The sequence below is a fragment of the Ruegeria sp. BG11 genome (genome assembly GCF_056538565.1).
The window spans coordinates 13717-35438 of sequence record NZ_JBQFTH010000009.1 but is presented as its reverse complement, the minus strand read 5'-3'; the positions used below and the strand labels follow the sequence as shown (position 1 = coordinate 35438).

At 59.8% G+C, this 21722-nt stretch carries 21 protein-coding genes; 1 reads left to right on the top strand and 20 read right to left on the bottom strand.

Annotated features, from left to right (window positions below; translation table 11 throughout):
* Positions 1-169: 169 nt before the first annotated feature.
* From ACR0JF_RS15110 to ACR0JF_RS15060, 11 genes are all read right to left on the bottom strand, one after another.
* Entirely contained in the window at positions 170-586 is a 417-nt protein-coding gene (locus ACR0JF_RS15110) for a hypothetical protein (protein WP_170660655.1), read from the bottom strand.
* Positions 573-1907, bottom strand: a complete 1335-nt coding sequence (ftsA, locus tag ACR0JF_RS15105; protein WP_170375007.1) for a cell division protein FtsA — start codon at positions 1905-1907, stop codon at positions 573-575. The genes ACR0JF_RS15110 and ftsA overlap by 14 nt, the downstream gene beginning before the upstream one ends.
* Before the next feature lie 8 nt (positions 1908-1915).
* The gene (locus ACR0JF_RS15100; RefSeq protein ID WP_170660654.1) at positions 1916-2923 is read right to left on the bottom strand and encodes a cell division protein FtsQ/DivIB; all 1008 of its coding nucleotides are present in this window, start codon (positions 2921-2923) and stop codon (positions 1916-1918) included.
* A complete protein-coding gene (locus ACR0JF_RS15095) occupies positions 2911-3828 on the bottom strand; it encodes a D-alanine--D-alanine ligase (RefSeq protein WP_170660653.1) in 918 nt (305 codons plus the stop codon). The genes ACR0JF_RS15100 and ACR0JF_RS15095 overlap by 13 nt, the downstream gene beginning before the upstream one ends.
* 108 nt (positions 3829-3936) lie before the next feature.
* A complete protein-coding gene (gene murB / locus ACR0JF_RS15090; RefSeq protein ID WP_170660652.1) occupies positions 3937-4863 on the bottom strand; it encodes a UDP-N-acetylmuramate dehydrogenase in 927 nt (308 codons plus the stop codon).
* Positions 4864-4919: 56 nt separating this feature from the next.
* Complete coding sequence (locus ACR0JF_RS15085; protein WP_170554216.1) at positions 4920-5162, bottom strand: DUF2484 family protein; 243 nt, start codon at positions 5160-5162, stop codon at positions 4920-4922.
* On the bottom strand, positions 5159-5407 hold the full coding sequence (locus ACR0JF_RS15080) for a DUF2484 family protein (protein ID WP_170660651.1): 249 nt from the start codon (positions 5405-5407) through the stop codon (positions 5159-5161). The genes ACR0JF_RS15085 and ACR0JF_RS15080 overlap by 4 nt, the downstream gene beginning before the upstream one ends.
* 72 nt (positions 5408-5479) lie before the next feature.
* Positions 5480-6889, bottom strand: a complete 1410-nt coding sequence (gene murC, locus ACR0JF_RS15075; RefSeq protein ID WP_170660650.1) for a UDP-N-acetylmuramate--L-alanine ligase — start codon at positions 6887-6889, stop codon at positions 5480-5482.
* A complete protein-coding gene (locus tag ACR0JF_RS15070) occupies positions 6886-7983 on the bottom strand; it encodes a UDP-N-acetylglucosamine--N-acetylmuramyl-(pentapeptide) pyrophosphoryl-undecaprenol N-acetylglucosamine transferase (protein ID WP_170660649.1) in 1098 nt (365 codons plus the stop codon). Before ACR0JF_RS15070 ends, murC begins: the two co-directional genes overlap by 4 nt.
* Positions 7983-9146 carry a putative lipid II flippase FtsW gene (gene ftsW, locus ACR0JF_RS15065; protein WP_170374992.1) on the bottom strand — a complete coding sequence of 388 codons (1164 nt, stop codon included), beginning with the start codon at positions 9144-9146 and terminating at the stop codon, positions 7983-7985. The genes ACR0JF_RS15070 and ftsW overlap by 1 nt, the downstream gene beginning before the upstream one ends.
* Positions 9147-9273: 127 nt before the next feature.
* The gene (locus tag ACR0JF_RS15060) at positions 9274-10347 is read right to left on the bottom strand and encodes a Hint domain-containing protein (protein ID WP_170660648.1); all 1074 of its coding nucleotides are present in this window, start codon (positions 10345-10347) and stop codon (positions 9274-9276) included.
* A gap of 192 nt (positions 10348-10539) precedes the next feature.
* Between ACR0JF_RS15060 and ACR0JF_RS15055 the strand changes: the two genes are divergently transcribed.
* Complete coding sequence (locus ACR0JF_RS15055; RefSeq protein WP_170660647.1) at positions 10540-11718, top strand: BaiN/RdsA family NAD(P)/FAD-dependent oxidoreductase; 1179 nt, start codon at positions 10540-10542, stop codon at positions 11716-11718.
* A 23-nt stretch (positions 11719-11741) separates the two neighbouring features.
* Here ACR0JF_RS15055 and ACR0JF_RS15050 read toward each other — a convergent pair whose 3' ends face one another.
* From ACR0JF_RS15050 to mraZ, 9 genes are all read right to left on the bottom strand, one after another.
* Complete coding sequence (locus ACR0JF_RS15050) at positions 11742-12122, bottom strand: glycine zipper family protein (RefSeq protein WP_170374988.1); 381 nt, start codon at positions 12120-12122, stop codon at positions 11742-11744.
* 99 nt (positions 12123-12221) lie between these two features.
* The gene (gene murD / locus ACR0JF_RS15045) at positions 12222-13622 is read right to left on the bottom strand and encodes a UDP-N-acetylmuramoyl-L-alanine--D-glutamate ligase (protein WP_170660646.1); all 1401 of its coding nucleotides are present in this window, start codon (positions 13620-13622) and stop codon (positions 12222-12224) included.
* Between the two features lie 148 nt (positions 13623-13770).
* Positions 13771-14853 (bottom strand): phospho-N-acetylmuramoyl-pentapeptide-transferase, encoded by a 1083-nt coding sequence (mraY, locus tag ACR0JF_RS15040; RefSeq protein WP_170468019.1) that lies wholly within the window; start codon positions 14851-14853, stop codon positions 13771-13773.
* Positions 14854-14888: 35 nt separating this feature from the next.
* Positions 14889-16283, bottom strand: coding sequence for a UDP-N-acetylmuramoyl-tripeptide--D-alanyl-D-alanine ligase (locus ACR0JF_RS15035; protein WP_170660645.1), 1395 nt, complete (start codon positions 16281-16283; stop codon positions 14889-14891).
* Positions 16280-17761, bottom strand: coding sequence for a UDP-N-acetylmuramoyl-L-alanyl-D-glutamate--2,6-diaminopimelate ligase (locus ACR0JF_RS15030; RefSeq protein WP_170660644.1), 1482 nt, complete (start codon positions 17759-17761; stop codon positions 16280-16282). The genes ACR0JF_RS15035 and ACR0JF_RS15030 overlap by 4 nt, the downstream gene beginning before the upstream one ends.
* A 22-nt stretch (positions 17762-17783) precedes the next feature.
* Positions 17784-19571: a peptidoglycan D,D-transpeptidase FtsI family protein gene (locus tag ACR0JF_RS15025; RefSeq protein WP_170660643.1), complete on the bottom strand. Its 1788-nt coding sequence runs from the start codon at positions 19569-19571 to the stop codon at positions 17784-17786.
* A complete protein-coding gene (ftsL, locus tag ACR0JF_RS15020) occupies positions 19568-19936 on the bottom strand; it encodes a cell division protein FtsL (RefSeq protein WP_170660642.1) in 369 nt (122 codons plus the stop codon). The genes ACR0JF_RS15025 and ftsL overlap by 4 nt, the downstream gene beginning before the upstream one ends.
* Positions 19933-20925 (bottom strand): 16S rRNA (cytosine(1402)-N(4))-methyltransferase RsmH, encoded by a 993-nt coding sequence (rsmH, locus tag ACR0JF_RS15015; RefSeq protein WP_170660784.1) that lies wholly within the window; start codon positions 20923-20925, stop codon positions 19933-19935. The genes ftsL and rsmH overlap by 4 nt, the downstream gene beginning before the upstream one ends.
* A 4-nt stretch (positions 20926-20929) precedes the next feature.
* Positions 20930-21397 carry a division/cell wall cluster transcriptional repressor MraZ gene (gene mraZ / locus ACR0JF_RS15010; RefSeq protein WP_480669534.1) on the bottom strand — a complete coding sequence of 156 codons (468 nt, stop codon included), beginning with the start codon at positions 21395-21397 and terminating at the stop codon, positions 20930-20932.
* Between the last annotated feature and the right edge of the window lie 325 nt (positions 21398-21722).

The following is a 21722-nucleotide window of genomic DNA, read 5'->3' as shown; positions in this document are numbered from 1 at the left end:
ACGCGGATCACTACAAGACACAGAGCATCCGAACAGTGAACGACATACGCGTCACGCCCCGGATTCAAATCAAAACTAGTGCGGAAAACTGCTCAATGTCCTGCCGCAAGACCTCTGACGGGTCCTGTGGATATCTTGAGGGATAAATCAGGCCTTCGCAAGGTGTTTTTCAACTGATTGGGGCACTTGGACAATTCAGGCTGTGATTGGTCATGCTGCGCACTTCCTGGATTTCACCATTGCTGAGTTCTGCCAACCGAACCATCAAACGGCCCTGGTACTCGAACGGCCACCAGCAGACGGGAATGCCGTCTGTATCATCATCATAGAGAAAACAGATCTGCCCATTCGGCGTCGTGATCTGACCATAGACGCATCCCCCACCTTCGACCCGCCAGACCGAGGTTTTGCGGTTCAGGAACTGCTCAGTTCCCACCAGATCTCCGCTGCGGATTTCGTGGAACTGCACCGTTTTGCCAAGCACAGCATCCAGAAACGTCTCAGGTGAGATGACGGACTGCGCCGAAGCGAGGCCGGGCGCAAGCGCCACGCACAAGGCGCGGCGCAAGGCTCTACCAATTGTCACGGAACCACCGAACGGCGCGCTTAAACGGGCGCGCGGCATAGGTGTCGACGGGGATCTCGAAATCCCACCACTCGTCCTGCGGATGCGCCGCGAACAGGCTGAGACCCACCGCAGATGAGAATCCCGGACCCGTCGCCGATTGCGGCAGGCCGTGAACGCGCAGCGGGCGGCCCAGTCGGACGCGCTGGCCAAGGATACGGGTCGCGAGGCCGTCGAGCCCCATGATCTGACTGCCTCCACCGGTCAGCACGATCTGCTGGCTGGGCATGTGTTCGAACCCAGCCGCATCCAAGCGGACGCGCACCTCCTCCAGAATCTCTTCGACCCGAGGGCGCATGATCCCGATCAGCTCGGCCCGGCTGACGGTGCGGCGATCATGCTCCCAATCGCCGGTATCGCCGCCAATATCGATCAGGTCGCGATCGTCGGCTCCGGTCGCGTGGACACCACCATTGAAGGTCTTTATCCGCTCGGCCACGGCGGTCGGCACGCCAAGACCCATCGAGATATCCTGCGTGACGTGATCACCGCCCATGCGCACGCAATCGGCGTAGATCATGTGCTTCTTCATGAAGATCGATACGCTGGTGGTACCGCCGCCCATATCGATACACGCCGCGCCCAGCTCCTGCTCATCCTCGACCAGCGCCGAGATACCTGACACATAGGCCGAATTCGCAATACCTGCGAGCTCCAGATCGCACCGCTTGATGCAGCGCACGATATTCTGAATCGCGATCGCGTCGACGGTCAGCATATGCATGTCGACGGCCAGCGACTGCCCCATCTGCCCCCGCGGGTCGATCAGGCCCGAGCGGTTGTCCAATGCGAAATTCACCGGTTGGGCGTGCAGAACCTCACGCCCTGCCCCGTAATCCGGGACGTCGCAGGCGTTCAGAACACGGCCGACCTCGGCCTCGGTCACAAGCTGGCCTTCCAGATCGACCTGCGCATCCAAACCGTAGGAACGTGGGTTCGCACCCGAGAAACAAGCGATCACATGATCGACTCGGATATCGGCCATCTTCTGCGCGGCTTGCAGGGCGGTGCGGATCGCACGCTCGGTTTCCTGCATGGCCGTGACTTCGCCGAACTGCACCCCGCGCGAGCGGGTGGTCGCCGCGCCAATGACCCGGAACCCGGTCTGCCCGGCCATCGAGCCGATGGTGTTATCCTCACTCAGCCGCCCGGTGCCATCAAACCGCAGCACGAGGCACGAGATTTTCGAGCTACCCACATCCAGAATGGCGATAACGCCCCGCTGCATCGCTTGTCTGCGCATTTGCCGCATGGCGCGTTGGGACTGATAAAGATCGGTCATCATGGTCGTTACTGCCCGTTACCCACTGTCACTTTTGTATTCCACCAGTCTTCGCTGGCGGCTTTGGTCATTCTGATTGTTGGCCGCTGTCCGAGGCGCATATCCACCACGGCCACGTCACGCTCCAACAGGTCCTGCACTTCGTTCACGGCCAGCACCCGTTCGAGCGCGCGCACTGGCCGGTCCGTCGGCAGCATGATGCGCTGGCCGCGATCCAGCACCAGATCCCAGCGCCGTTCGCCAATACGCAAAAGGCCCCGCACACGGGTGCCAAGGCTGCGCGAGGTGTGGAAAATCTCAAGCGCTTCGGCGACATGCTCATCCGCGCCCTTGCCCGCGATCAAGGGCAGGTCGCTGTGATCCTTGCGTGAGGCGATCAGGTCCACATGAACGCCGGTCTCATCCAAAAGCTCGATAGACTCTCGGGTGCGCCACACGATGACAGGCTGACGCTCGACAACGTCCACCTGCAGGATGCCACCGGGCCGAATGCGCACAGTGGCCGATTTCACCGGATCAAGCCCGGTGATCGTGTCGCGCATCTGCTCGACATCCAGATCCCAAGAACTGATCGGGAAATCCAAAGGCACCACTTCGCGAATGTCGTCCGACAGGCCGGGACCTGCACCATCAATGGCCATCAGATTGACCATGAACTCAGGACGATCCTGAATCGAGGTGCGTATGTCGGCGATATAGGTATTGAGCGCCTCGCGTCGCTCCTCGGACGCAAAGTAAAGCCCAACGGTCGCCGCAACAGCGCAGACCGGCAAACCCAGCTTGACACCCATGCGGATGCCCGGCGTCAGCATCCAGCGCTGGAACCGGTAGCTGAGGCGCGAGGGTGCCGGATCAGACCGACGCGCGGTGCGGTTGAACAGCTTCACCCCGCCCAAGCGCAGAACAGGCTGCGTTTCATGGGATTCGGTATCAGCGGATTCGAAATCGGCATCTGGCCCGGCCAGAGGTTTGGCCCGATGGATTACCGGCGCGCGGGAGGCCCTTAGCGGTCGCATGAGGCGTCCTCCACCATCCAGGCGCAAAGCTGGCCGAATGTCATACCGCAATGTTCCGCCTGTTCCGGCACAAGAGAGGTTGGCGTCATACCGGGCTGCGTGTTGGTTTCCAGCAGGAACAAACCATCCGCGCCTATGGTGTCGTCCCACCGGTAATCGGTACGGGTCACGCCGCGACAGCCCAAAGCGTTATGCGCTTTCAAAGCGTAGTCCATGCAACGGTCAAAAATATCCTGCGGGATGTCTGCGGGCAGCACATGCCACGAACCGCCGGGCTTGTATTTGGCATCGTAGTCGTACCAACCGCCATCCGTCATGATCTCGGTCACGGTTAGGGCGCGATCACCCATCACGGTCACAGTCAACTCGCGACCCGCCACGTATTTCTCGACCATGATGTGATCAGGCATATCCTCCGACAATTGCGGAGGGCCATTCGACCCTTCGTGGACGATATAGATTCCGACGCTGGAACCTTCGTTGTTCGGCTTGGCGACGTAAGGCGGCTCCATCACGTGAACCTCAACCACTTCGACCTTGGGCACGATCACGCTGGGGACAATGGGCAGTCCTTCGGCCTGATAGACCTCTTTGCTGCGCTGCTTGTCCATTGCAAGCGCCGAGGCCAGCACACCCGAATGGGTATAGGGAATACGCATCCACTCCAACAGACCCTGCACGCAGCCATCCTCGCCCCAGCGGCCATGCAGAGCGTTGAAAACCACATCTGGCTTGATATCCAAAAGGCGCGTGTAGAGGTCGGGACCTGCGTCCAGTTCAACTACTTCAAAGCCTTCTCCCACAAGGGCGGCTGCGCATTCGCGCCCAGAGCTGAGAGACACCTCGCGTTCCGCCGAGGGGCCACCCATCAATACCGCCACTTTGGGGTTTGTCTTGCTCGACATACCCAACGTGCGCCTCAATGTCCCCGGACCTTATGTGGTGGTCCGTGCTGCGTTTATGCCTTTGATCCGTCGCCGTTAATTGCCTGTTATGGTCTGACGGTTGGGGCTTTATTCTTCCAGCGGATCACCGACCCGCATGATTTCCCACTCTAGCGTGATGCCGCTTGTTTCGTAAACCTTTTTTCGCACCGCTTCACCCAGACCTTCGAGGTCCGCGGCGGTCGCCTCGCCCGTATTGATCAGGAAATTCGAGTGCTTGGGGCTCATCTGCGCGCCGCCTTTCGTGGCCCCACGCATGCCCGCGTCGTCGATCACTTTCCATGCCTTCAGGTGATGCACATCATCCGCCTTCCCCGTCGAGGAGAACCCGGCCGGATTGCGGAAGGTCGAACCGGCGCTGCGGTCTTTGGTGGGCTGGGTCTCGTCGCGTTTTTGCAACTGCGCCGTCATTCGTGCATGAAGCGCGTCGGAGTCACCTTTGGGACCTTCGAAGGTTGCCGAGATCAGCACAGCGCCGTCAGGCAGGTCGGATTGACGGTAGCGAAAGTTCAGATCCTCGGGGCCAAGATCCATCACCTCACCCTGCCGTGTGACGACAGTGGCCCTTTTCAGAACATCCGCCGTGTAACTGCCATAACACCCTGCGTTCATGCGCACGGCGCCACCGATTGACCCCGGAATCGTGCGCAAAAAGGTCAGATCCACACCGGCATCCGCCGCTTTACGCGCCACATGCGCATCCAAAGCCGCCGCACCTGCGGTGACTGAAGTGCCCTCGATCTCGATCCCATTGAAGCCCCGCCCCAGCCGGATCACCACTGCACGCAATCCGCCGTCGCGCACGATGAGGTTCGACCCGACCCCCATCGGGAACGTCACGACATCATCGGGAAGTTCGCGCAAAAAGCCCTGCAGATCTTCAACATCCGCAGGTTGGAACAAATAGTCTGCCGGACCGCCGACACGCAGCCATGTCAGGTCGCTGAGACTTCGGTTTTCGGACAGTTTGCCACGAGGCACAGGAAGAACAGTCATAGCTGCTAACTCGCGGATTCAGAGGGAGTTGGCAACCTGTATCCGCAGCGAAACGGTCAAATCCGCCGACGAAGCCACCGCCCCAGATAGATCACCGGCCAGCGCAGGATCGACATACCCATCACCAGAACGATCAGCCCGACCCAAGGGCCGTTCTCATAGGTGACATATCCAAGCAGAGGGATACCGACCGCGATCAGAATATAGGCGCGGGTCCAGTGGTTGTCCTTGCTGGGGATCATCGCCAGAAGGTTCGCGACAAGGCCCCACAAGGCTGCGAGAGCAAGAGAGAGGGTCATTCCATCACCTCCCCGCGTACCCACTTGCGCCAGTAATAGCGGATCGGGTTGCGGAACATTGAGACGAAACCTCCAAAGGCGAGAGCCGACCAGACCCATCCATGATCATAGCCCAGCCAGATGATCATCACCGGCGCGCAGAACAACAGGATAATCCCCGGAGGGAATTGTAGGCGCATCGGCAGCAAGGCCACGATGGTGGCGCTGATCACCCACAGGGCGGCAAAGATGGTTGAATAGTCCATTGTCCCCTCCTGGGACGTGGTCTTGGCAATAGATCACACATCTTCAGGTTGTGCAGCAAATAAGATCCGCCGTCAAATAGCCTGTTTTCGTTGCAACCGTTGCGGCAAGCCGTTCGCCCATGCGCTGATTGTCCCTGCCCCAAGGCATACGACCATGTCGCCCGGGCGGGCTTGTTCGCGGACCAGACGCTCCAGATCGTTTTCGTCCAGCAAGGCCCGCGCATGGCGGTGGCCGTGACGGATGAGGCCCTGCACCAGATCATCGCGCGAGGCGCCCTCGATCGGGTCTTCTCCGGCGGCGAAGATATCGGCGATGGCGACCACGTCAGCGTCGTTGAAGCAGGTGCAGAAGTCATCGAACAGGTTGGACAGGCGCGAATAGCGGTGCGGCTGGTGAACGGCGATCACGCGGCCCTCGGTCGCTTGGCGGGCGGCTTTCAGGACGGCGGCGATTTCGACCGGGTGGTGGCCGTAATCGTCGATGATGGTGACGCCGTCGATCTCTCCGACCTTGGTGAAGCGGCGGTTGACGCCGCCGAAATTGGCCAGAGCCTCGCGGATTTCCGCAGCTTTCATGCCCAGATGGCGGGCGACGGCGACAGCGCTCAGCGCATTCGAGACATTGTGGTCGCCGGGCATCGGCAGGGTGCAGCCCTCGATCACCTTGTCTTCATATTGCAGGTGAATGTCGAAATGCGCGACGCCGCCCTTGTAGGTCAGGTTCTCGGCCCGCACATCGGCCTGCGCGTTGAACCCGTAGGTGCGCACGCGGCGGTCGGTGATGCGCCCGACCAAAGCCTGCACCTCGGCATGATCGGTGCAGCAGACGGCCAGACCGTAGAAGGGCAGGTTCGAGACGAACTCATAGAACCCATCGCGCAGCGTGTCGAAATCGCCCCAATGCTCCATATGCTCGGGGTCGATATTGGTGACGATGGCAATGGTTGCAGGCAGACGGTTGAACGAGCCGTCGGACTCGTCGGCCTCGACCACCATCCATTCGCCCTGCCCCATCCGCGCGTTCGAGCCATAGGCGTGGATGATGCCGCCATTGATGACGGTGGGGTCGAAATCTCCGGCCACCATCAGCTCTGCCATCATCGTGGTCGTGGTGGTTTTGCCGTGGGTTCCGGCAATGGCGATGTTTGAGCGCAGGCGCATCAGTTCGGCCAGCATATCCGCCCGGCGGACAACGGGCAGGCCTTGCGCGCGCGCCTCATCCAGTTCCGGGTTGCCCGGCTTGATCGCGGTCGAGGTGACGACGACCGCCGCGCTTTGGAGGTTCTCGGCCTTTTGCCCCACAAAGATCTCAGCCCCCAACGAGGCCAGACGGTCGGTAATCTTCGACGCTTTCAAATCCGATCCCTGCACCCGGTAGCCCAGGTTCAGTAACACCTCGGCGATCCCCGACATCCCGATCCCTCCGATCCCAACGAAATGGATCGGTCCTACGTCCTGCGGCAGTTTGGTTGCGGGGTTCATGTGGTCTCCTTCTGCGCCAGTTGCTCGACAAGGGCTGTCAGACGCTCGGTGGCGTCAGGGGCTCCGGTCGAGAGGGCGGCATGGGCCATTTTCTGTGCGGCTTCAGGGTTGGTCAAAACCGTGGTCATTTGCTCGGTCAGTGAGGGAACGTCAAGCGCCTTTTCGGGGATCATGATTGCCCCGCCTGCCTGCACCAGCCCTCGAGCATTGGCGGTTTGGTGGTCCCCTGCGGCGGCGGCGAAAGGGATCAGGATCGACGGGCGACCGATGACCGAGATGTCGGCCACGCTTGATGCGCCCGAACGGCTGATGACAAGCTGCGCATCAGACATGCGGCGCGGAACGTCGTCAAAGAACGGTTGCACATCGGCTCGAATACCGTGATCGGCGTAGAAGGCCGTGACACGCTCACCATCCTCATCGCGAGCCTGATGCGAGACGCGGATAAAACCGCGTAGAAATTCCGGGAGAGCGGCAATTGCCTCGGGCACCACTTCGCTGAGAATCCGCGCACCCTGACTGCCGCCCATCACCAGAACCGACATCGGATACTCGCCCGGCGGGATATAGGGCGCACCGGCCCGCTCCAGCACTGAGGTGCGGACCGGGTTACCGGTGTGAATGCCGCTGGACCCTTCGGGCAGATCGGTCGGCCAAACACCGCAGGCCACTTGGGCCACGCGTGTGGCGAAGAGCTGGTTCACACGCCCCAAGACGCCGTTTTGCTCATGGATCATACGCGGCAGCTTCAGCAGCGTTGCCGCGCCCAGCGCCGGGATCGACGGATAGCCGCCAAAGCCCACAACCACGTCCGGACGGTCGCGCAACATCTGCATCGCCATACTAGTCACGCCGCCCAAAATCTTTGGCCCCACCAGCGCCTTTGCGGCCAGACCGCCGCGTGCGAAAGTGGCCGAGGACGCCTCGACAATCTCGGTTGTGTGCGGGAAGCCCCCGGTATAGCGGGCGCCCCGGGGATCGGTCGACAGACGCACGCGCCAGCCTTTTTGCAACATCGCTTCGGCCAAGGCCTGCGCCGGGAACATGTGGCCTCCGGTGCCACCAGCCGCAATCAACAGGTAAGGTTTGCCCATCAGCCTCGTCCGCGCAGAATATCGCCAAGCTCACCCTGTGGGCGCGAGCGTGTGAAGGCCAGCAACATGCCGACCGCAATACCGCCCGCGATCAGGGATGAGCCGCCATAGCTGACAAAGGGCAGCGTCATGCCCTTTGCGGGCAACAGGCGCACAGCAACACCCATATTAATCATCGCCTGAACGCCAAACATACACGCCAAGCCAGTGCCAGCCAGACGGATGAACATATCCCGCTCACGCATCAGTCGCATCAGTGAGCGCACAACGATGATCGAATAAAGCGCGATGATGATCAGCACCAGGATCAGCCCATATTCCTCGGCCGCCACGGCGATGATGAAATCCGTATGCGCATCGGGTAGAGACCATTTGACCTGCCCCTCACCCACGCCAACACCGAACAAACCACCCTCACGGATGGCATTGGTGGCATAGCCGAGCTGAGTGGTCGGATCGACCTCCTGGTTCAGAAAGCCGTCGATGCGGCGGGCAAAGTGGTCCGAGTTGGAATAGGCAAACATCCCGCCCAGAACGACCACTCCGGCCATACCAACCAGCAAAAGCATCGGCGCTCCGGCCACGAAATACATAACGCCCCAGCCAAATAGGATCAGGCAGGCTTGCCCGAAATCAGGCTGCATCACCAACATGCCAACGATCGCCATGCACAGCGCAAAGGACCACAACCGCCCCGGAGGGCCGTTGATCTCTTGCGAAGCCGCCAGCAGCCACGCCGCAACGACCACAAATCCAGGCTTTAGAAACTCGGACGGTTGCAATGAGGCGAACCCCAGCGAGTACCAGCGTACGGCCCCTTTTCCGAAATCCGTCCCGAAGACCGGCAGGAACGCCAGCGCCACGAAGGCCCCCAGAAAGCCCAGCACCGCCAGACGCCGCACCAGTGTCGGAGACATCATCGAAGTCAGCAACATCGCGATCAGCGCCAATCCGCCGAAGAGCGCCTGTCGTTCGACATAGTGGAACGGATCAAACCCGTTACGCCCGGCCAGAGGCGGCGATGAGGCCAGCCCCAGCAACAATCCGATGACAAACAGAATCAGAACGCAGGACATCGTCCAGCGATCAATCGTCCGCCACCACTTTGGTAGAATCGGTTCCCCGCGCTGGTCCTGGACCGCGCCATACACCATCTCAGTCATGAGATACCGCCACTTACTGCCTCACTCGACGTCCCGTTTTCGGGATCTGTTTGAGAGTCTACAGTGAATTTGGCGTTTGGGCTAGGGGAATGAGCCGTGCAAACGAAAACGGCGCCTCAAAGAGATGTCATCCGCCCCTGTTGGCATGAGCCTTTCTTTGAACCACTGGCTTGCCGTTTTTCACGTGCCGCTGAACGAGATTGCGCATTTGCCTCCCCCTCCTCGGGACCAGTCGCGCGTGTTCAGGCTCGTGGGTGTCTAAAAACAACTGCGGGAAAATTTGCCGCAATTCTTCGACCCCATCCTTCCCGATCGCCCTAAGCGCTTCGGGACCCGTGAACAAGCTTTCCGTCGGCGCGCCCTCGGCAAAGATGACCTCGTGGCGGTCAAGGAGAAGGTGGATATACGTAACCGTCGCGCCTCCCGTCTGCACTGAAACGCCAGGCAGATCGAGCAGTTTGCAGGCCGGGACAAAGACCTCATCTTTGGCGAACATGCGCTCAGCAATGGCTGACTTGACCAGCATGCGGTGTTGTGGCGAAACGCAAAGATCACGTGCAGGCACCCCCTGCCCCAAAGCACCATGCGCGATTTGGATTGGCCTTAACTTGGGTTTCAGCGTCAGGGCGATTTTGTCGAGTTCTTGCTTGCCAATCCAACGGATCGGTTGAGCGCCGTTATCCTGAGTAAGAACCAAATCACCTGGGTTCAGATCGTCAATCAATCGTGGGCCATCAGGTGTTTCGATCAAGGTGCCGGACGTGAAACAGGGCACGACGGTGTCTATATCGATGTTCGGGCCGTTGTCGATGATCGCAGTGATCGTCAAAGTGGTGTCTAACGGCGGGACTGTACCGCCGATAAACGCCATAAAGTACCCGTCTTCACTGTCGACTCCGATTGAGTTTCCGTCGCCGTTGATATCATAGTCAAACAGGCCGATCTGATAGGTGTTAGTGCCATCCGTCACCGAAACTGTAAAATCCCAGAATATCGTATTGCCATTAAATGTTTGTGTCAGATCGTTTGCCGTTTCGTTCGACTGATCGTCTCCATCAAAGATCGTATCGTCCGCCCCATCTTCGATGGTGATCTGGCTGTAGGTCGAGATTGTGAAAGTGGAGTTCACAACGGCGCTAGACGCGCCCGCATCGCTCAAGGTGGTATCGGAGCGAAAAGCACCAAAAATCGTTGAGGGCATAAATCCAAAACTCCGCATACAATGGCAAACGCACAGTTGTTCGCCGAAACTTCGGAAAATTGGTATGAGCTCGCGTTCAAGGGGTCAAGTTCAGCCGCATTGTTTTCCTGTCACTGTGTTTACGCCACATCTTTGCCGACTGCCGATTGTGCGGCTCTTGCCATCCGGGCTAATCCGCGCCATTCGCAGCGCATGACTTACAATACGATCATCCTCGGGGCCGGTGCTGCCGGCATGATGTGCGCGGCGCATTGCGGCGGGCGGGTTCTGGTGATCGATCACGCCAAAGCACCAGGCGAGAAGATCCGTATCTCGGGCGGTGGGCGTTGCAACTTTACCAACATGAATGCGGGGCCTGCTAATTTCCTGTCGCAAAACCCGCATTTCTGCAAATCCGCCTTGGCGCGCTATACACAATGGGATTTCATCGATCTGGTCGGACGTCACGGCATCGCATGGCATGAGAAAACGCTGGGGCAGTTGTTCTGTGACGACTCATCGAAGCAGATCGTTCAGATGCTGCTGGATGAGATGAACCGCGCAGGGGCTGACTTATGGCTAAGGACCGAGGTCAAAGCGCTGCGCAAGACCGAAGCAGGGTTCGCGCTGGAGGTCGATCGCGAAGGTGCCCGGCACAGCCTGACCTGCCGCAATCTTGTGCTGGCAACAGGCGGCAAGTCGATCCCCAAAATGGGTGCGACAGGTCTCGCTTATGACATCGCGCAGCAATTCAATCTGCGCGTCACCGATACCCGTGCCGCGCTTGTCCCATTCACCTTCTCGGACGGGATGTTCAAGGAACTGTCTGGCGTCTCTCTTCCTGCGCGCCTGTCCAACGACCGCACCAGTTTTGACGAAGCACTCCTGTTCACCCATCGCGGCCTCAGTGGGCCGTCGGTGTTGCAACTCTCGTCATATTGGCATGAGGGAGAAGCGATCCGCGTCAATCTGATCCCGGACCTGCCCTTGTTCGATCTTCTGCGTGATCAGCGACAAGCCGGAGGGCGCAAGGCGCTGACCACCGAACTCGCCCGGCACCTGCCATCGCGGCTGGTGGATCACCTCTCCCAGCATATCCCGATGAAAGGCAACCTTGCCGATCAGTCGGACGCGGCGCTGAACGACCTTGTCTCGGCGCTGTCCGAATGGCAGCTGACCCCCGCAGGAACCGAAGGCTACCGCACCGCTGAGGTCACTCTGGGTGGGATTGACACAGATGACCTGTCGTCAAAAACGATGGAGGCCAGGGATGTCCCCGGCCTCTATGCGATTGGTGAAGCGGTGGATGTCACCGGTTGGCTTGGCGGCTATAACTTCCAGTGGGCGTGGTCCTCGGGCCACGCCGCCGGAAAGGCCATTTCCGCGCCTTAGCCGAAACGATTGATTGCGCGGCCTTAGCCCACGACGTTATAACCACGTCCGCGCATGCAGTTGCGCACGATGACTTCCTTGTTCTGGTTCTTTGCGATCACATCAGCCCCGGCTCCGATCAGAGCACCCGCCGCAGCAGCGCGACCCAGATTGTCGCTGCTGTCCTGAATGATAGCAGTGGTCGCCGCAGCACCGGCCGCACCAATCGCCGCGTTACCCGCGGTCGATCCATCGACCGCCGCCTGAGACGCCGCCAGTTGCTGACATTGCAGCAGGTCCGACTGGTAGTTGGGGCCAACCGGGCCATCAATAACGGGCACGTAGTTTGCGCCTGTATTCGTGCAAGCCCCAGCCAGCAGCAGAGCCGGGACGATCAGAAGGGATTTCGGGTTAGGCATATTCATGACCTCTTTTTGAATTTCCGAGCAGAAAAGCAAATTCTTAAACGGCTTCAAGCCGATACCCGCAAACTGTCGCCCAATCGGCAAGGAATTGCAAACGGGCTAGGCGTTAAGGTGTTTTTGAACCTGCGACGCGAAGTCATCCCCGCGCTGCTCGAAATTGTCATATTGGTCGAAACTGGCGGCTGCAGGGGCCAGCAAGACGGTCTCGCCTGCCTCGCTGTCGGCTATGGCCTGCTCAACGGCAGCGGCCATTGTGGTGCAGACCTGCGCCTCGACCTTTAGCTGCATTGCAAAACCCGCCGCCTCGCGCCCAATCACATAGGCCTTGATCACCTGTTCCGAGGCACCATTAAGGGCGTCGATACCGCCTTCTTTCTCCAACCCACCGCAAATCCAGCGGATCTTCTTGAACGCACTCAGAGCTTTCACCGCACTGTCCACATTCGTTGCCTTGGAGTCGTTGACGAAAGTCACCCCACCCGCTTCGGCGATAATCTGACTGCGATGCGGCAGGCCCGGATAGCTGTGCAAGGCATCCTCGATCACGCGCGGCGCAAGACCCAGAGACCGGCAAGCGGCATAGGCAGCACACGCGTTCTGGTGATTATGCGCGCCCGGCAGCCCCCTTATGTCGCGCAGATCAATCGAGCCGGCCTGCCGCCCTTTGCGATACTCCGAAAGGAAGCCTTTGCGGGCAAAGACCTGCCATCCCGGACCGGTCAGTTTGCGCTCAACCGATATGCGGATCACCCGGTCATCCGCCGGACCCTCGGCAAGTTGCCCCGCCAGGAATACGCCTTCGGCCTCATCAATGCCAATCACGGCACGGTCTGGCCCGCCCTCAGCAAAGAGTCGTCTCTTGGCAGCGAAATACCCACCCATTCCGCCGTGGCGATCCAGATGGTCCGGCGATAGGTTCGTGAAAACAGCTACATCAGGCGTCAATGCGCGGGCCAGCTCGGTCTGATAGCTCGATAGCTCCAGCACAACGACCGATCCATCGCCACCGGGGTCGATATCCAACACGCCACGCCCGATATTGCCCGCCAGTTGCGCCTCACGCCCCGCCTCGGACAGGATGTGATGGATCAGGGCCGCCGTGGTCGATTTACCGTTTGATCCGGTCACTGCGATCACGCGTGGCGGCATGTCGTAGTTGTTCCATTCCGGTCCCGCAAACGATCGAAAGAACAGACCGATATCGTTGTCCACGGGCACGCCGGCCTCCAAAGCGGCTGCGACAACCGGGTTCGGTTGAGGGTAAAGATGCGGAATACCGGGTGAGACGATCAGCGTGGCGATATCATCAAACGCCCCGTGGCGCCGCAGATCGAGGCATTGAAACCCCTCCCCTTCAGCGGTCTCGCGCGCGGCCGGATTGTCATCCCAGCAGATCGCTTCCGCCCCACCGGCACGCAACGCACGCGCGGTCGCCAAACCCGACCGACCAAGGCCCAAAACGGCGACCTTCTGCCCTGAGAAACCTTTGACCGGGATCATGCCGCCCTCTTCTTTTCAACTAGAATGCGCGCCACACTGCACCGAAGAAAAACCCGATGGCAAGGGCGCTTTCAGGCTCGCGCGCCAGCGCGAGCCGGGCCCAACAGGTGGTAAGAGGACCGCAGGCCCTCTGAACCTGGCGGGAGGGCTACCGGACTTTCAGTGTTGCCAAACCGATCATCGCGAGGATCAGCGAAATGATCCAGAACCGGATCACGATGGTAGGTTCCGCCCAGCCTTTCTTCTCATAGTGATGATGGATCGGAGCCATCAGGAACACGCGCTTACCGGTGCGTTTGAAATAGAGAACCTGAATGATCACACTCAGCGCCTCGACTACAAACAGGCCGCCAACCACCGCCAGCACCAACTCGTGCTTGGTCGCCACGGCGATCGCGCCTAACGCGCCACCCAGAGCCAACGATCCGGTATCGCCCATGAACACAGCCGCAGGCGGTGCGTTGTACCACAGGAAGCCAAGACCGCCACCAAACAGGGCCGAGGTAAAGATCAGAATCTCGCCCGTTCCGGGCACGTAGTGCACATCCAGATACTCGGTAAAGTCGACGCGACCCACCGCATAAGCGATAATCCCAAGCGTGGTGGCAGCAATCATCGCGGGCATGATCGCCAAACCGTCAAGGCCATCGGTCAGGTTCACGGCATTGGCAGAACCCACAATCACGATAACGGCAAACGGAATATAGAGGATCCCCAGATTGACCAGAGTATCCTTGAAGATCGGCACCGCCAGTTGGTTCTGCAAAGCCTCTGGATGATGCAAAGACGCCCAGAAGGCCGCCAAAACGGCAATGATGATCCCTAGCGCCAAACGCATTTTACCCGATACGCCTTTGGTGTTCTGCTTGGATACCTTCGCATAATCATCGGCGAACCCGATAGCCGCATAAGCCAACGTCACGAACAGCACCATCCAGACGTAGGGATTGTCCCAGCGCGCCCAGAGCAGCGTTGACGTGACAAGCGCCCCTACGATCAGCAAGCCCCCCATGGTCGGCGTTCCGGCCTTGGAGAAATGCCCCTCAGGCCCGTCGTCACGGATCGGTTGGCCTTTGCCCTGCCTGCGGCGCAGTACGTTGATCAGAGGTTTGCCAAACAGAAACCCAAAGATCAGCGCGGTCAAAAAGGCCCCACCCGCGCGGAACGTAATATACCGGAAGAGGTTCCAGAAATCCCCTCCGTCCGACAGGGCGGTCAACCAATACAGCATTACAGTACCTTTCTCACACGAGGCGCACGGGCGCGTTACCCGTCAAGCGCGCCCCCTTGCCCCATTTTCCGCAGACCGTCAACAATCCGGGCCAACGCCATGCTGAGCGAGCCTTTCGCCAGCACGGTATCGCCACTTTCGATCAATTCCGGCAGGTGTTCCGCCATCTCGGCGCTGGTTTCGAACCACAGGCCCCTCTTTGTACCTGGCAAAGCCTCATGCAGCGCTTTCATCAACGGGCCAATACAGTGAACCTGATCAACCTGCGCCATCGCGCTCACTTCGGCCATGCCAGCATGCATTGCCACCTCTTGTGCACCCAACTCCTTCATATCGCCCAAAAAGGCGATACGGCGCGTTCCGTTCGAGGCGGCCAACACGTCCAGCGCAGCCTCCATCGAGGTCGGGTTGGCATTGTAACTGTCGTCCAATAATTCGATCTGACCGCCAATCGCCAGCGGCAGAGTCTCCCGAACCCCGCGCCCCTTGACTGGCGACCATTGACGCAGACCGTCTATTGCCTGATCCAGGTCAACACCCATCTCAACACAAGCAGCCAACGCGCCCAGCGCATTCATCGCAAAATGAGTGCCTGCCGATTGGACGTCGAAGGTAAACAGGGTGTCACCAACTTCAGCCCGTGCTTGAACGGAGTCTGGTCCAGCCGTCACTTCGGTCAGCTTGTAGTTTGCAGCCTGCCGACCGAACTCAACGATTCCAGCGCCAAGGCCTTGTGCTGTCTGGCGCAATATCCCCGCATGTTCGATATCGGCATTCACGATGGCTGCACCACCAGGCTCCAACCCTTCAAAAATAGCCGCTTTCTCATGAGCGATCCCTGCAACGGACTCGAACGCTTCAAGGTGCACAGCGGCCACCGTCGTCACCAAACCCACATGCGGGCGCGCCTGACGGGCCAACGGAGCAATCTCGCCCTGATGGTTCATCCCGATCTCAATCACCGCAAATTCAGTGTCTTGCGGCATCCGTGCCAATGTCAGAGGCACACCCCAATGGTTGTTGTAGCTGGCGACACTGGCATGGGTTTTGCCCTGCGTTTCCAGAATGGTGGCCAGCATTTCCTTGGTTGAGGTCTTGCCAACACTCCCTGTCACGCCCAGCACACGCGCCTCGGTCCGGGCACGAGCGGCCTGTCCGAGTGCTTCCAGTCCGGATTGCACATCGTCGACAATCAGCAAAGGCGCATCTTCGGACAACCCTTCAGGGACGCAAGACACCAAAGCTGCTCCAGCGCCATTCTCCAGCGCCTGAGCTACAAAATCATGGCCGTCGCGCGCGGCCTTCAACGCGACAAACAGGTCGCCCGGTTGCAAAGTCCGCGTATCAATCGACACGCCATCCACAGTCCAATCACTAGTAGCGCGCCCGCCGGTCGCGGCGGCGGCCTCTGCCGCAGTCCAGAGCGTCATGCGACCCTCCCGTCCAGAGCGGCCACAGAAATGCTCGCCTGTTCCACATCATCAAACGGCAGGACCTGATCGCCAACGATCTGGCCGGTTTCATGGCCTTTGCCTGCAATCAGCAGCGCATCGCCGGGTTGCAAAGCGTCAATACCCCGCAAAATAGCCTCGGCCCGATCCCCTACTTCGGTCGCCTCTGGCGCACCGTCCATCACGGCGGCGCGGATAGAGGCCGGGTCTTCGCTGCGCGGATTGTCGTCGGTGACAAAGACAATATCCGCGTGGTTGGCGGCGGCCTTTCCCATCAGCGGGCGCTTGGTTGCGTCGCGATCTCCGCCCGCGCCAACAATAGCGATCAGACGGCCCATCACATGTGGGCGCAACGCTTTCAAAGCCGTGGCGACTGCATCCGGCGTATGCGCATAGTCCACAAAGACCGCCGCGCCATTGTCGCGGGTTGCGGCCAGTTGCATGCGACCCCGGACTGTTGTCAGATGCGGTAGGGTTTCAAAAACCCGCTCAGGATCGTCGCCTGCTGCGATGACCAGCCCACAGGCCAGTAGGATGTTTTCGGCCTGGAACCCTCCGATCAGGTTCAAGCGCGTCTGGAAGGTCTTGCCCTGCCACGAGAAACGCAAATCCTGCCCGGTCGAGTCAAACCGTTGGTTAATCAGACACAGATCAGCCTCACCCAGCCCAACGGTCAGCACAGACTGCCCCCGCGCCTCAGTGATCTTGCGCACCTGCGCACCCTTCGGGTCGCTCAGGTTGATGACTGCGGTGCCGTCCTGCGGCAGAACCCGGTCGAACAAGCCCATTTTGGCCGCGAAATAGGCCTCAAACGTCTCGTGATAGTCTAGGTGATCCTGCGTGAAGTTCGAGAACCCAGCAGCGGCCAGATGCACTCCGTCAAGACGGCGCTGTTCCAGCCCATGTGAGGACGCCTCCATCGCTGCATGAGTCACGCCATTCTCGGCGGCCTCGGACAGGCAGCGATGCAAAGTGATCGGTTCGGGCGTTGTATTGGCCAGCGGGGCCGTCCATGCGCCTTCGACCCCGGTGGTGCCAAGGTTGACGGCAGCGTGGCCAAGCTCGGACCAAATCTGGCGGACGAATGTTGCGACCGAGGTTTTGCCATTGGTCCCGGTGACCGCAACAATTGTCTGCGGTTGCGCACCGAACCAAAGCGCAGCTGAGCCGGCCAGTGCCTGACGCGGGTCTTCAACCACAACTAAAGCAGCGTCGAATGCGGCAAGTTCGGCCTCGGCGATCTGCGCGCCTTCAGCGTCGGTCAGAATTGCAGCAGCGCCCATGCGCAGAGCGAATTGGATAAACTCACCGCCGTGGACACGAGTACCGGGAAGCGCTGCAAACAGGAAACCGTCTTTGACCTCGCGGCTATCGACGGCCAATCCGGTGATGTCGGGATTCGCGCCTCCGCGTGCTGTCAGGGCCAGTTGGCTGAGTTTCTTTGTTCTTGCGCCCATGACCCACCTGTTCTCTGGCACCCTAATTCGAGGTCAGGGTTATAGCAGCGCTCACCTCAGGCTCAAGCCGGGGTCGCAGGCCCAAAAGCGGCGCGACACGACCGATCAACTCCGCCGCCACGGGCACTGCCGTCCAACCCGCAGTCCGACGCTTTTCGCCATAGGCCAGGATAGAGGGTTCATCCAAAGTGACGATCAGCACATACTTCGGGTCATAAGCCGGGAAGATGGTGGCAAAAGTGGCGATCACCTTGTCATCATAATACCCACCACGCGGTTTCGGCTTATCGGCCGTACCGGTCTTGCCCGCCACGTCATAGCCTTTGACCTCAGCAAAACTGGCCGTGCCGTCGGTCACCACTTTGCGCAACATCTTCTGCGCCTGACGCGCGGTATTTTCCGACATCACACGTGGGCCGTATTGAGGGCCATTGCGACGTAGAATCGTGGGGCTGACATAGTGCCCGCCATTGGCAATCGCCGCATACCCCGCCGCCAGATGCATCGGGCTGGTCGACAAACCGTGGCCGTAAGAGATGGTGACAGTGCTCAACTCTCCCCATTTCTTGGGCTTGAGGGGCGCACCACCTGCGGCTTCGACAATTTCGAACGGGGTGGGTTCGAACATACCCAGCGTTTCAAGGAAGCTCTGCTGGCGTTTCGCGCCGATCTGCAAGGCCAGCCGTCCGGTCCCCCGGTTCGAACTGTGAACGATCACATCCGCCACGCTGATCTTGCCGTAGTTCTTGCCGTTGAACTCACCAATTGGGAAACGGCCAATCTTCATCGGGCCGGAGGTGTCGATGATGGTATCGGAGTTCACCAATCCAAGCTGAACCGCCTGAGCGGCGGTGAAGATTTTGAAAACCGATCCAAGCTCATAGACACCCTGCACATAGCGATTGAACAGAGGGCTGTCGGACGGATCAAAGCCCGAGGTCGGCGGGCGTGGACGGTCATTGGGGTCAAAGGACGGCAGAGACGCGGCCGAGATCACCTCGCCCGTATGCGCATTCATCAGAACTGCCGAGGCCCCCTTGGCGTTCATGATCTTCATCCCGCCATACAACACCTGCTCGACCGCTGCCTGAATGGTCAGGTCCAGCGACAGTTGCAACGGCTTGCTGCCGTTGGCCGGGTCTCGCAGGTAGTCGTCGAACTTCTTCTCGACCCCGGCAACCCCGATCACTTCGGCAGCACTCACGCCTTCGCGGCCAAAACCCGAACCACCAAGGATATGCGCCGCCAGCTTGCCATTCGGGTAGAGGCGCATTTCTCGCGGGCCAAACAGAATGCCCGGATCGCCGATATCATGCACCGCCTGTTTCTGCTCGGGCGAGATACGTTTCTTGATCCACAGGAACTTGCGTTTACCGGTGAAGTCCTTGACCAGACGCTCTTTATCGAGATCGGGGAAGATCGCGACTAGCTGATCAGCTGCCGCAATCGGATCAATCATCAAAGGCGGCTGCGCGTAGACCGAATAGGTATCCAGATTGGTCGCCAGAATGCGCCCTTCGCGATCAACAATGTTGGCGCGTTGCATGGCGATTGAGGCACCGGGCGCGCTGGCCAGCGGCTCTTGCGCCTCGGATGTGGCCAGCATGCCCATGCGGACACCCACAACCGAGAAAGCGCAGAAGAAAAACAGACCCAAAACCAAAAGGCGCCCCTCGGCACGAGCACGGGCGCGGTCTTTCATCTTTTCATGACGTTGGCGGATGTTCTCGCGCTCAATGGCCTTTGGGTTTTCGCCCTTCGCGCGGGCATCCAGAACGCGTGCCAGAGGGCGGAGGGGAGTACGGGTCATGGAATCTGCACCTCGCCCAAAGCCTGAATGTCGGTGATCGCCTGCAGCTCTATCGGGTCAACAACCGGCAGGTCGGGGTCCTCGGCATAGGCGATCTGGTCAGCACGCCCGAATTGCTCGGCCCGCAAGGGCAGCAGGCCCATGCGTTCGAAATTCAAATCAGCCAGTTCACGCAAACGATCGGGGCGGTTCAGATAGGCCCATTCGGCATTGAGAACCGCCAGCTTAACCTGCGCCGAGCCGATCTCACCCTGCAGCGCCTGCATTTCCTTTACAACTTGCTGGGTCCGGTAGTTCTCTTGATAGGCCCACAGAGCCAATCCGAACACGGACAGAGCGGTCAACACATACAGAATACTCTTCATCTTGCCCTTCCCCCAAGTTGCGGCATCCCGATGGCGCGGGCGTCAATTTCCCCTGCCGGAGCCTCGGTACGGATCGCGACACGCAGCTTGGCCGATCGCGAACGCGGGTTTTCCTGCAATTCCTGCTCATCCGGCCCGACGGCCTTGCGGGTCTTGAGCGTGAATTGCGGCAGTTCCTGTTCCATCTCGGGCGCATAGCGGTTGGCACGACCCGTCTTACCGGCCCGAGACTGGAAGAACCGTTTAACCATGCGGTCTTCGATGGAATGAAAGGTCACAACGGCCAGTTGCCCGCCAGGCTTCAAGGCCCGCTCGGCGGCCATAAGACCCTGAAACAGCTCATCATATTCCGCGTTCACGGCAATCCGCAGACCCTGAAAACTGCGCGTCGCAGGGTGCGATTGTCCCGGCTTGGGGCGCGGCAGGCAGGATTCGATAATCTCGGCCAAACGCAAGGTCGTGGTGATCGGCTCCTCGGCGCGCGCTTTGACAATCGCCTTGGCGATACGCCGACTTGCACGCTCCTCACCGTAGTGGAACAGGATGTCGGCCAATTGCGCCTCGGTCGCCGTGTTGACCAGATCGGCGGCGCTTTCACCCTCCTGGCTCATGCGCATGTCGAGCGGGCCGTCTTTCATGAAAGAAAAGCCGCGCTCGGCCAGATCCAGCTGCATGGACGAAACCCCAAGGTCCAGCACTACACCGTCGAGATCCTGGGCATACTCATCCAAGCGCGAGAACACTCCGGGCTGCATTACTAGTCGGTCGCCATAGTCACCCGCCCAGTCTGCGGCCATCTCAAACGCAAGAGGATCGCGATCCACGCCGATCACTTTCTCAGCCCCGGCCTCAAGCAAACCCCTCGTATAACCGCCTGCGCCGAAGGTGCCGTCCAGCCAAGTGCCCTCCACCGGAGACACCGCCGCCAGCAAAGGGCGCAGCAGAACAGGAATATGTGGGTTCGAAGATGAGGAGACCGCGCCGGACATGCCGTTACGCGTCCCCAACGCCATCGAGATAGACCATCGGGTCGAAATCATCCGGCAGATCGTCCATCCAGTCCTCGGCTTTGGCAAGCTCCTCGACCTCATAGGTCTCAGGCTTCCAGATCTGGAAGGTGTCACCGGCGGCTATGAAGAAGGCCTCATTCTTAAGGTCGATCTTGTTGCGCAGCTTTGCCGGCAAAACCAGACGCCCGGTTTCATCCACATTGGTGGGAAAGGACTGACCATGGAACATACGCTGGAGCATCTTACGCTCCATCGAGCCACGCGGCAGCGCGTCGATCTTGTCGTCGACCTCATCAATCGCCTGCATGGTATAGCATTCAAGGTATTTGCGGCGGTGGTCACCATAGACAATCACAAGCTCAGGATTGTCACCGGGCTGCCAATTGGGGTCAGACGTTTCAAGCACACGGCGAAAAGAGGCCGGGATCGAGACCCTGCCCTTCGTGTCCACCTTATGGTGGCTTTCACCTCTAAACCTGCGCGCCAAGACGACTGTCCCTTTCGCTTGCGCCCCACTTGAATTTCACGTTCCCCCCGGATGAAAAACGGCGGGTTGATCTGCTGCCACTGATCAACCCGCCGCATTGGCCCGCTTTGCGGGATGTCCAGCTGCACGCGCCACCTGGGGGGATGTCTGCTCGCCCGCGCGCCGGATCTCTTGAGTGATGAAAGCGAGATGCCTGTATGAAACCTGATTATTTTTGGTTGGGGTCGTTTGCTGCCCCTGCTGCCTCGTCCTCATCGGATGCATTAGGGATGACATGGGAATTCATGGA

Bases quoted from the DNA above. Each gene is read 5' to 3' on its own strand.
- ftsA (WP_170375007.1), bottom strand. From the start codon at position 1,907: ATGACCGATCTTTATCAGTCCCAACGCGCCATGCGGCAAATGCGCAGA.
- ACR0JF_RS15100 (WP_170660654.1), bottom strand. From the start codon at position 2,923: ATGCGACCGCTAAGGGCCTCCCGCGCGCCGGTAATCCATCGGGCCAAA.
- ACR0JF_RS15095 (WP_170660653.1), bottom strand. From the start codon at position 3,828: ATGTCGAGCAAGACAAACCCCAAAGTGGCGGTATTGATGGGTGGCCCC.
- murB (WP_170660652.1), bottom strand. From the start codon at position 4,863: ATGACTGTTCTTCCTGTGCCTCGTGGCAAACTGTCCGAAAACCGAAGT.
- ACR0JF_RS15085 (WP_170554216.1), bottom strand. From the start codon at position 5,162: ATGACCCTCTCTCTTGCTCTCGCAGCCTTGTGGGGCCTTGTCGCGAAC.
- ACR0JF_RS15080 (WP_170660651.1), bottom strand. From the start codon at position 5,407: ATGGACTATTCAACCATCTTTGCCGCCCTGTGGGTGATCAGCGCCACC.
- murC (WP_170660650.1), bottom strand. From the start codon at position 6,889: ATGAACCCCGCAACCAAACTGCCGCAGGACGTAGGACCGATCCATTTC.
- ACR0JF_RS15070 (WP_170660649.1), bottom strand. From the start codon at position 7,983: ATGGGCAAACCTTACCTGTTGATTGCGGCTGGTGGCACCGGAGGCCAC.
- ftsW (WP_170374992.1), bottom strand. From the start codon at position 9,146: ATGACTGAGATGGTGTATGGCGCGGTCCAGGACCAGCGCGGGGAACCG.
- ACR0JF_RS15060 (WP_170660648.1), bottom strand. From the start codon at position 10,347: ATGCCCTCAACGATTTTTGGTGCTTTTCGCTCCGATACCACCTTGAGC.
- ACR0JF_RS15055 (WP_170660647.1), top strand. From the start codon at position 10,540: ATGACTTACAATACGATCATCCTCGGGGCCGGTGCTGCCGGCATGATG.
- ACR0JF_RS15050 (WP_170374988.1), bottom strand. From the start codon at position 12,122: ATGAATATGCCTAACCCGAAATCCCTTCTGATCGTCCCGGCTCTGCTG.
- murD (WP_170660646.1), bottom strand. From the start codon at position 13,622: ATGATCCCGGTCAAAGGTTTCTCAGGGCAGAAGGTCGCCGTTTTGGGC.
- mraY (WP_170468019.1), bottom strand. From the start codon at position 14,853: ATGCTGTATTGGTTGACCGCCCTGTCGGACGGAGGGGATTTCTGGAAC.
- ACR0JF_RS15035 (WP_170660645.1), bottom strand. From the start codon at position 16,283: ATGACGCTCTGGACTGCGGCAGAGGCCGCCGCCGCGACCGGCGGGCGC.
- ACR0JF_RS15030 (WP_170660644.1), bottom strand. From the start codon at position 17,761: ATGGGCGCAAGAACAAAGAAACTCAGCCAACTGGCCCTGACAGCACGC.
- ACR0JF_RS15025 (WP_170660643.1), bottom strand. From the start codon at position 19,571: ATGACCCGTACTCCCCTCCGCCCTCTGGCACGCGTTCTGGATGCCCGC.
- ftsL (WP_170660642.1), bottom strand. From the start codon at position 19,936: ATGAAGAGTATTCTGTATGTGTTGACCGCTCTGTCCGTGTTCGGATTG.
- rsmH (WP_170660784.1), bottom strand. From the start codon at position 20,925: ATGTCCGGCGCGGTCTCCTCATCTTCGAACCCACATATTCCTGTTCTG.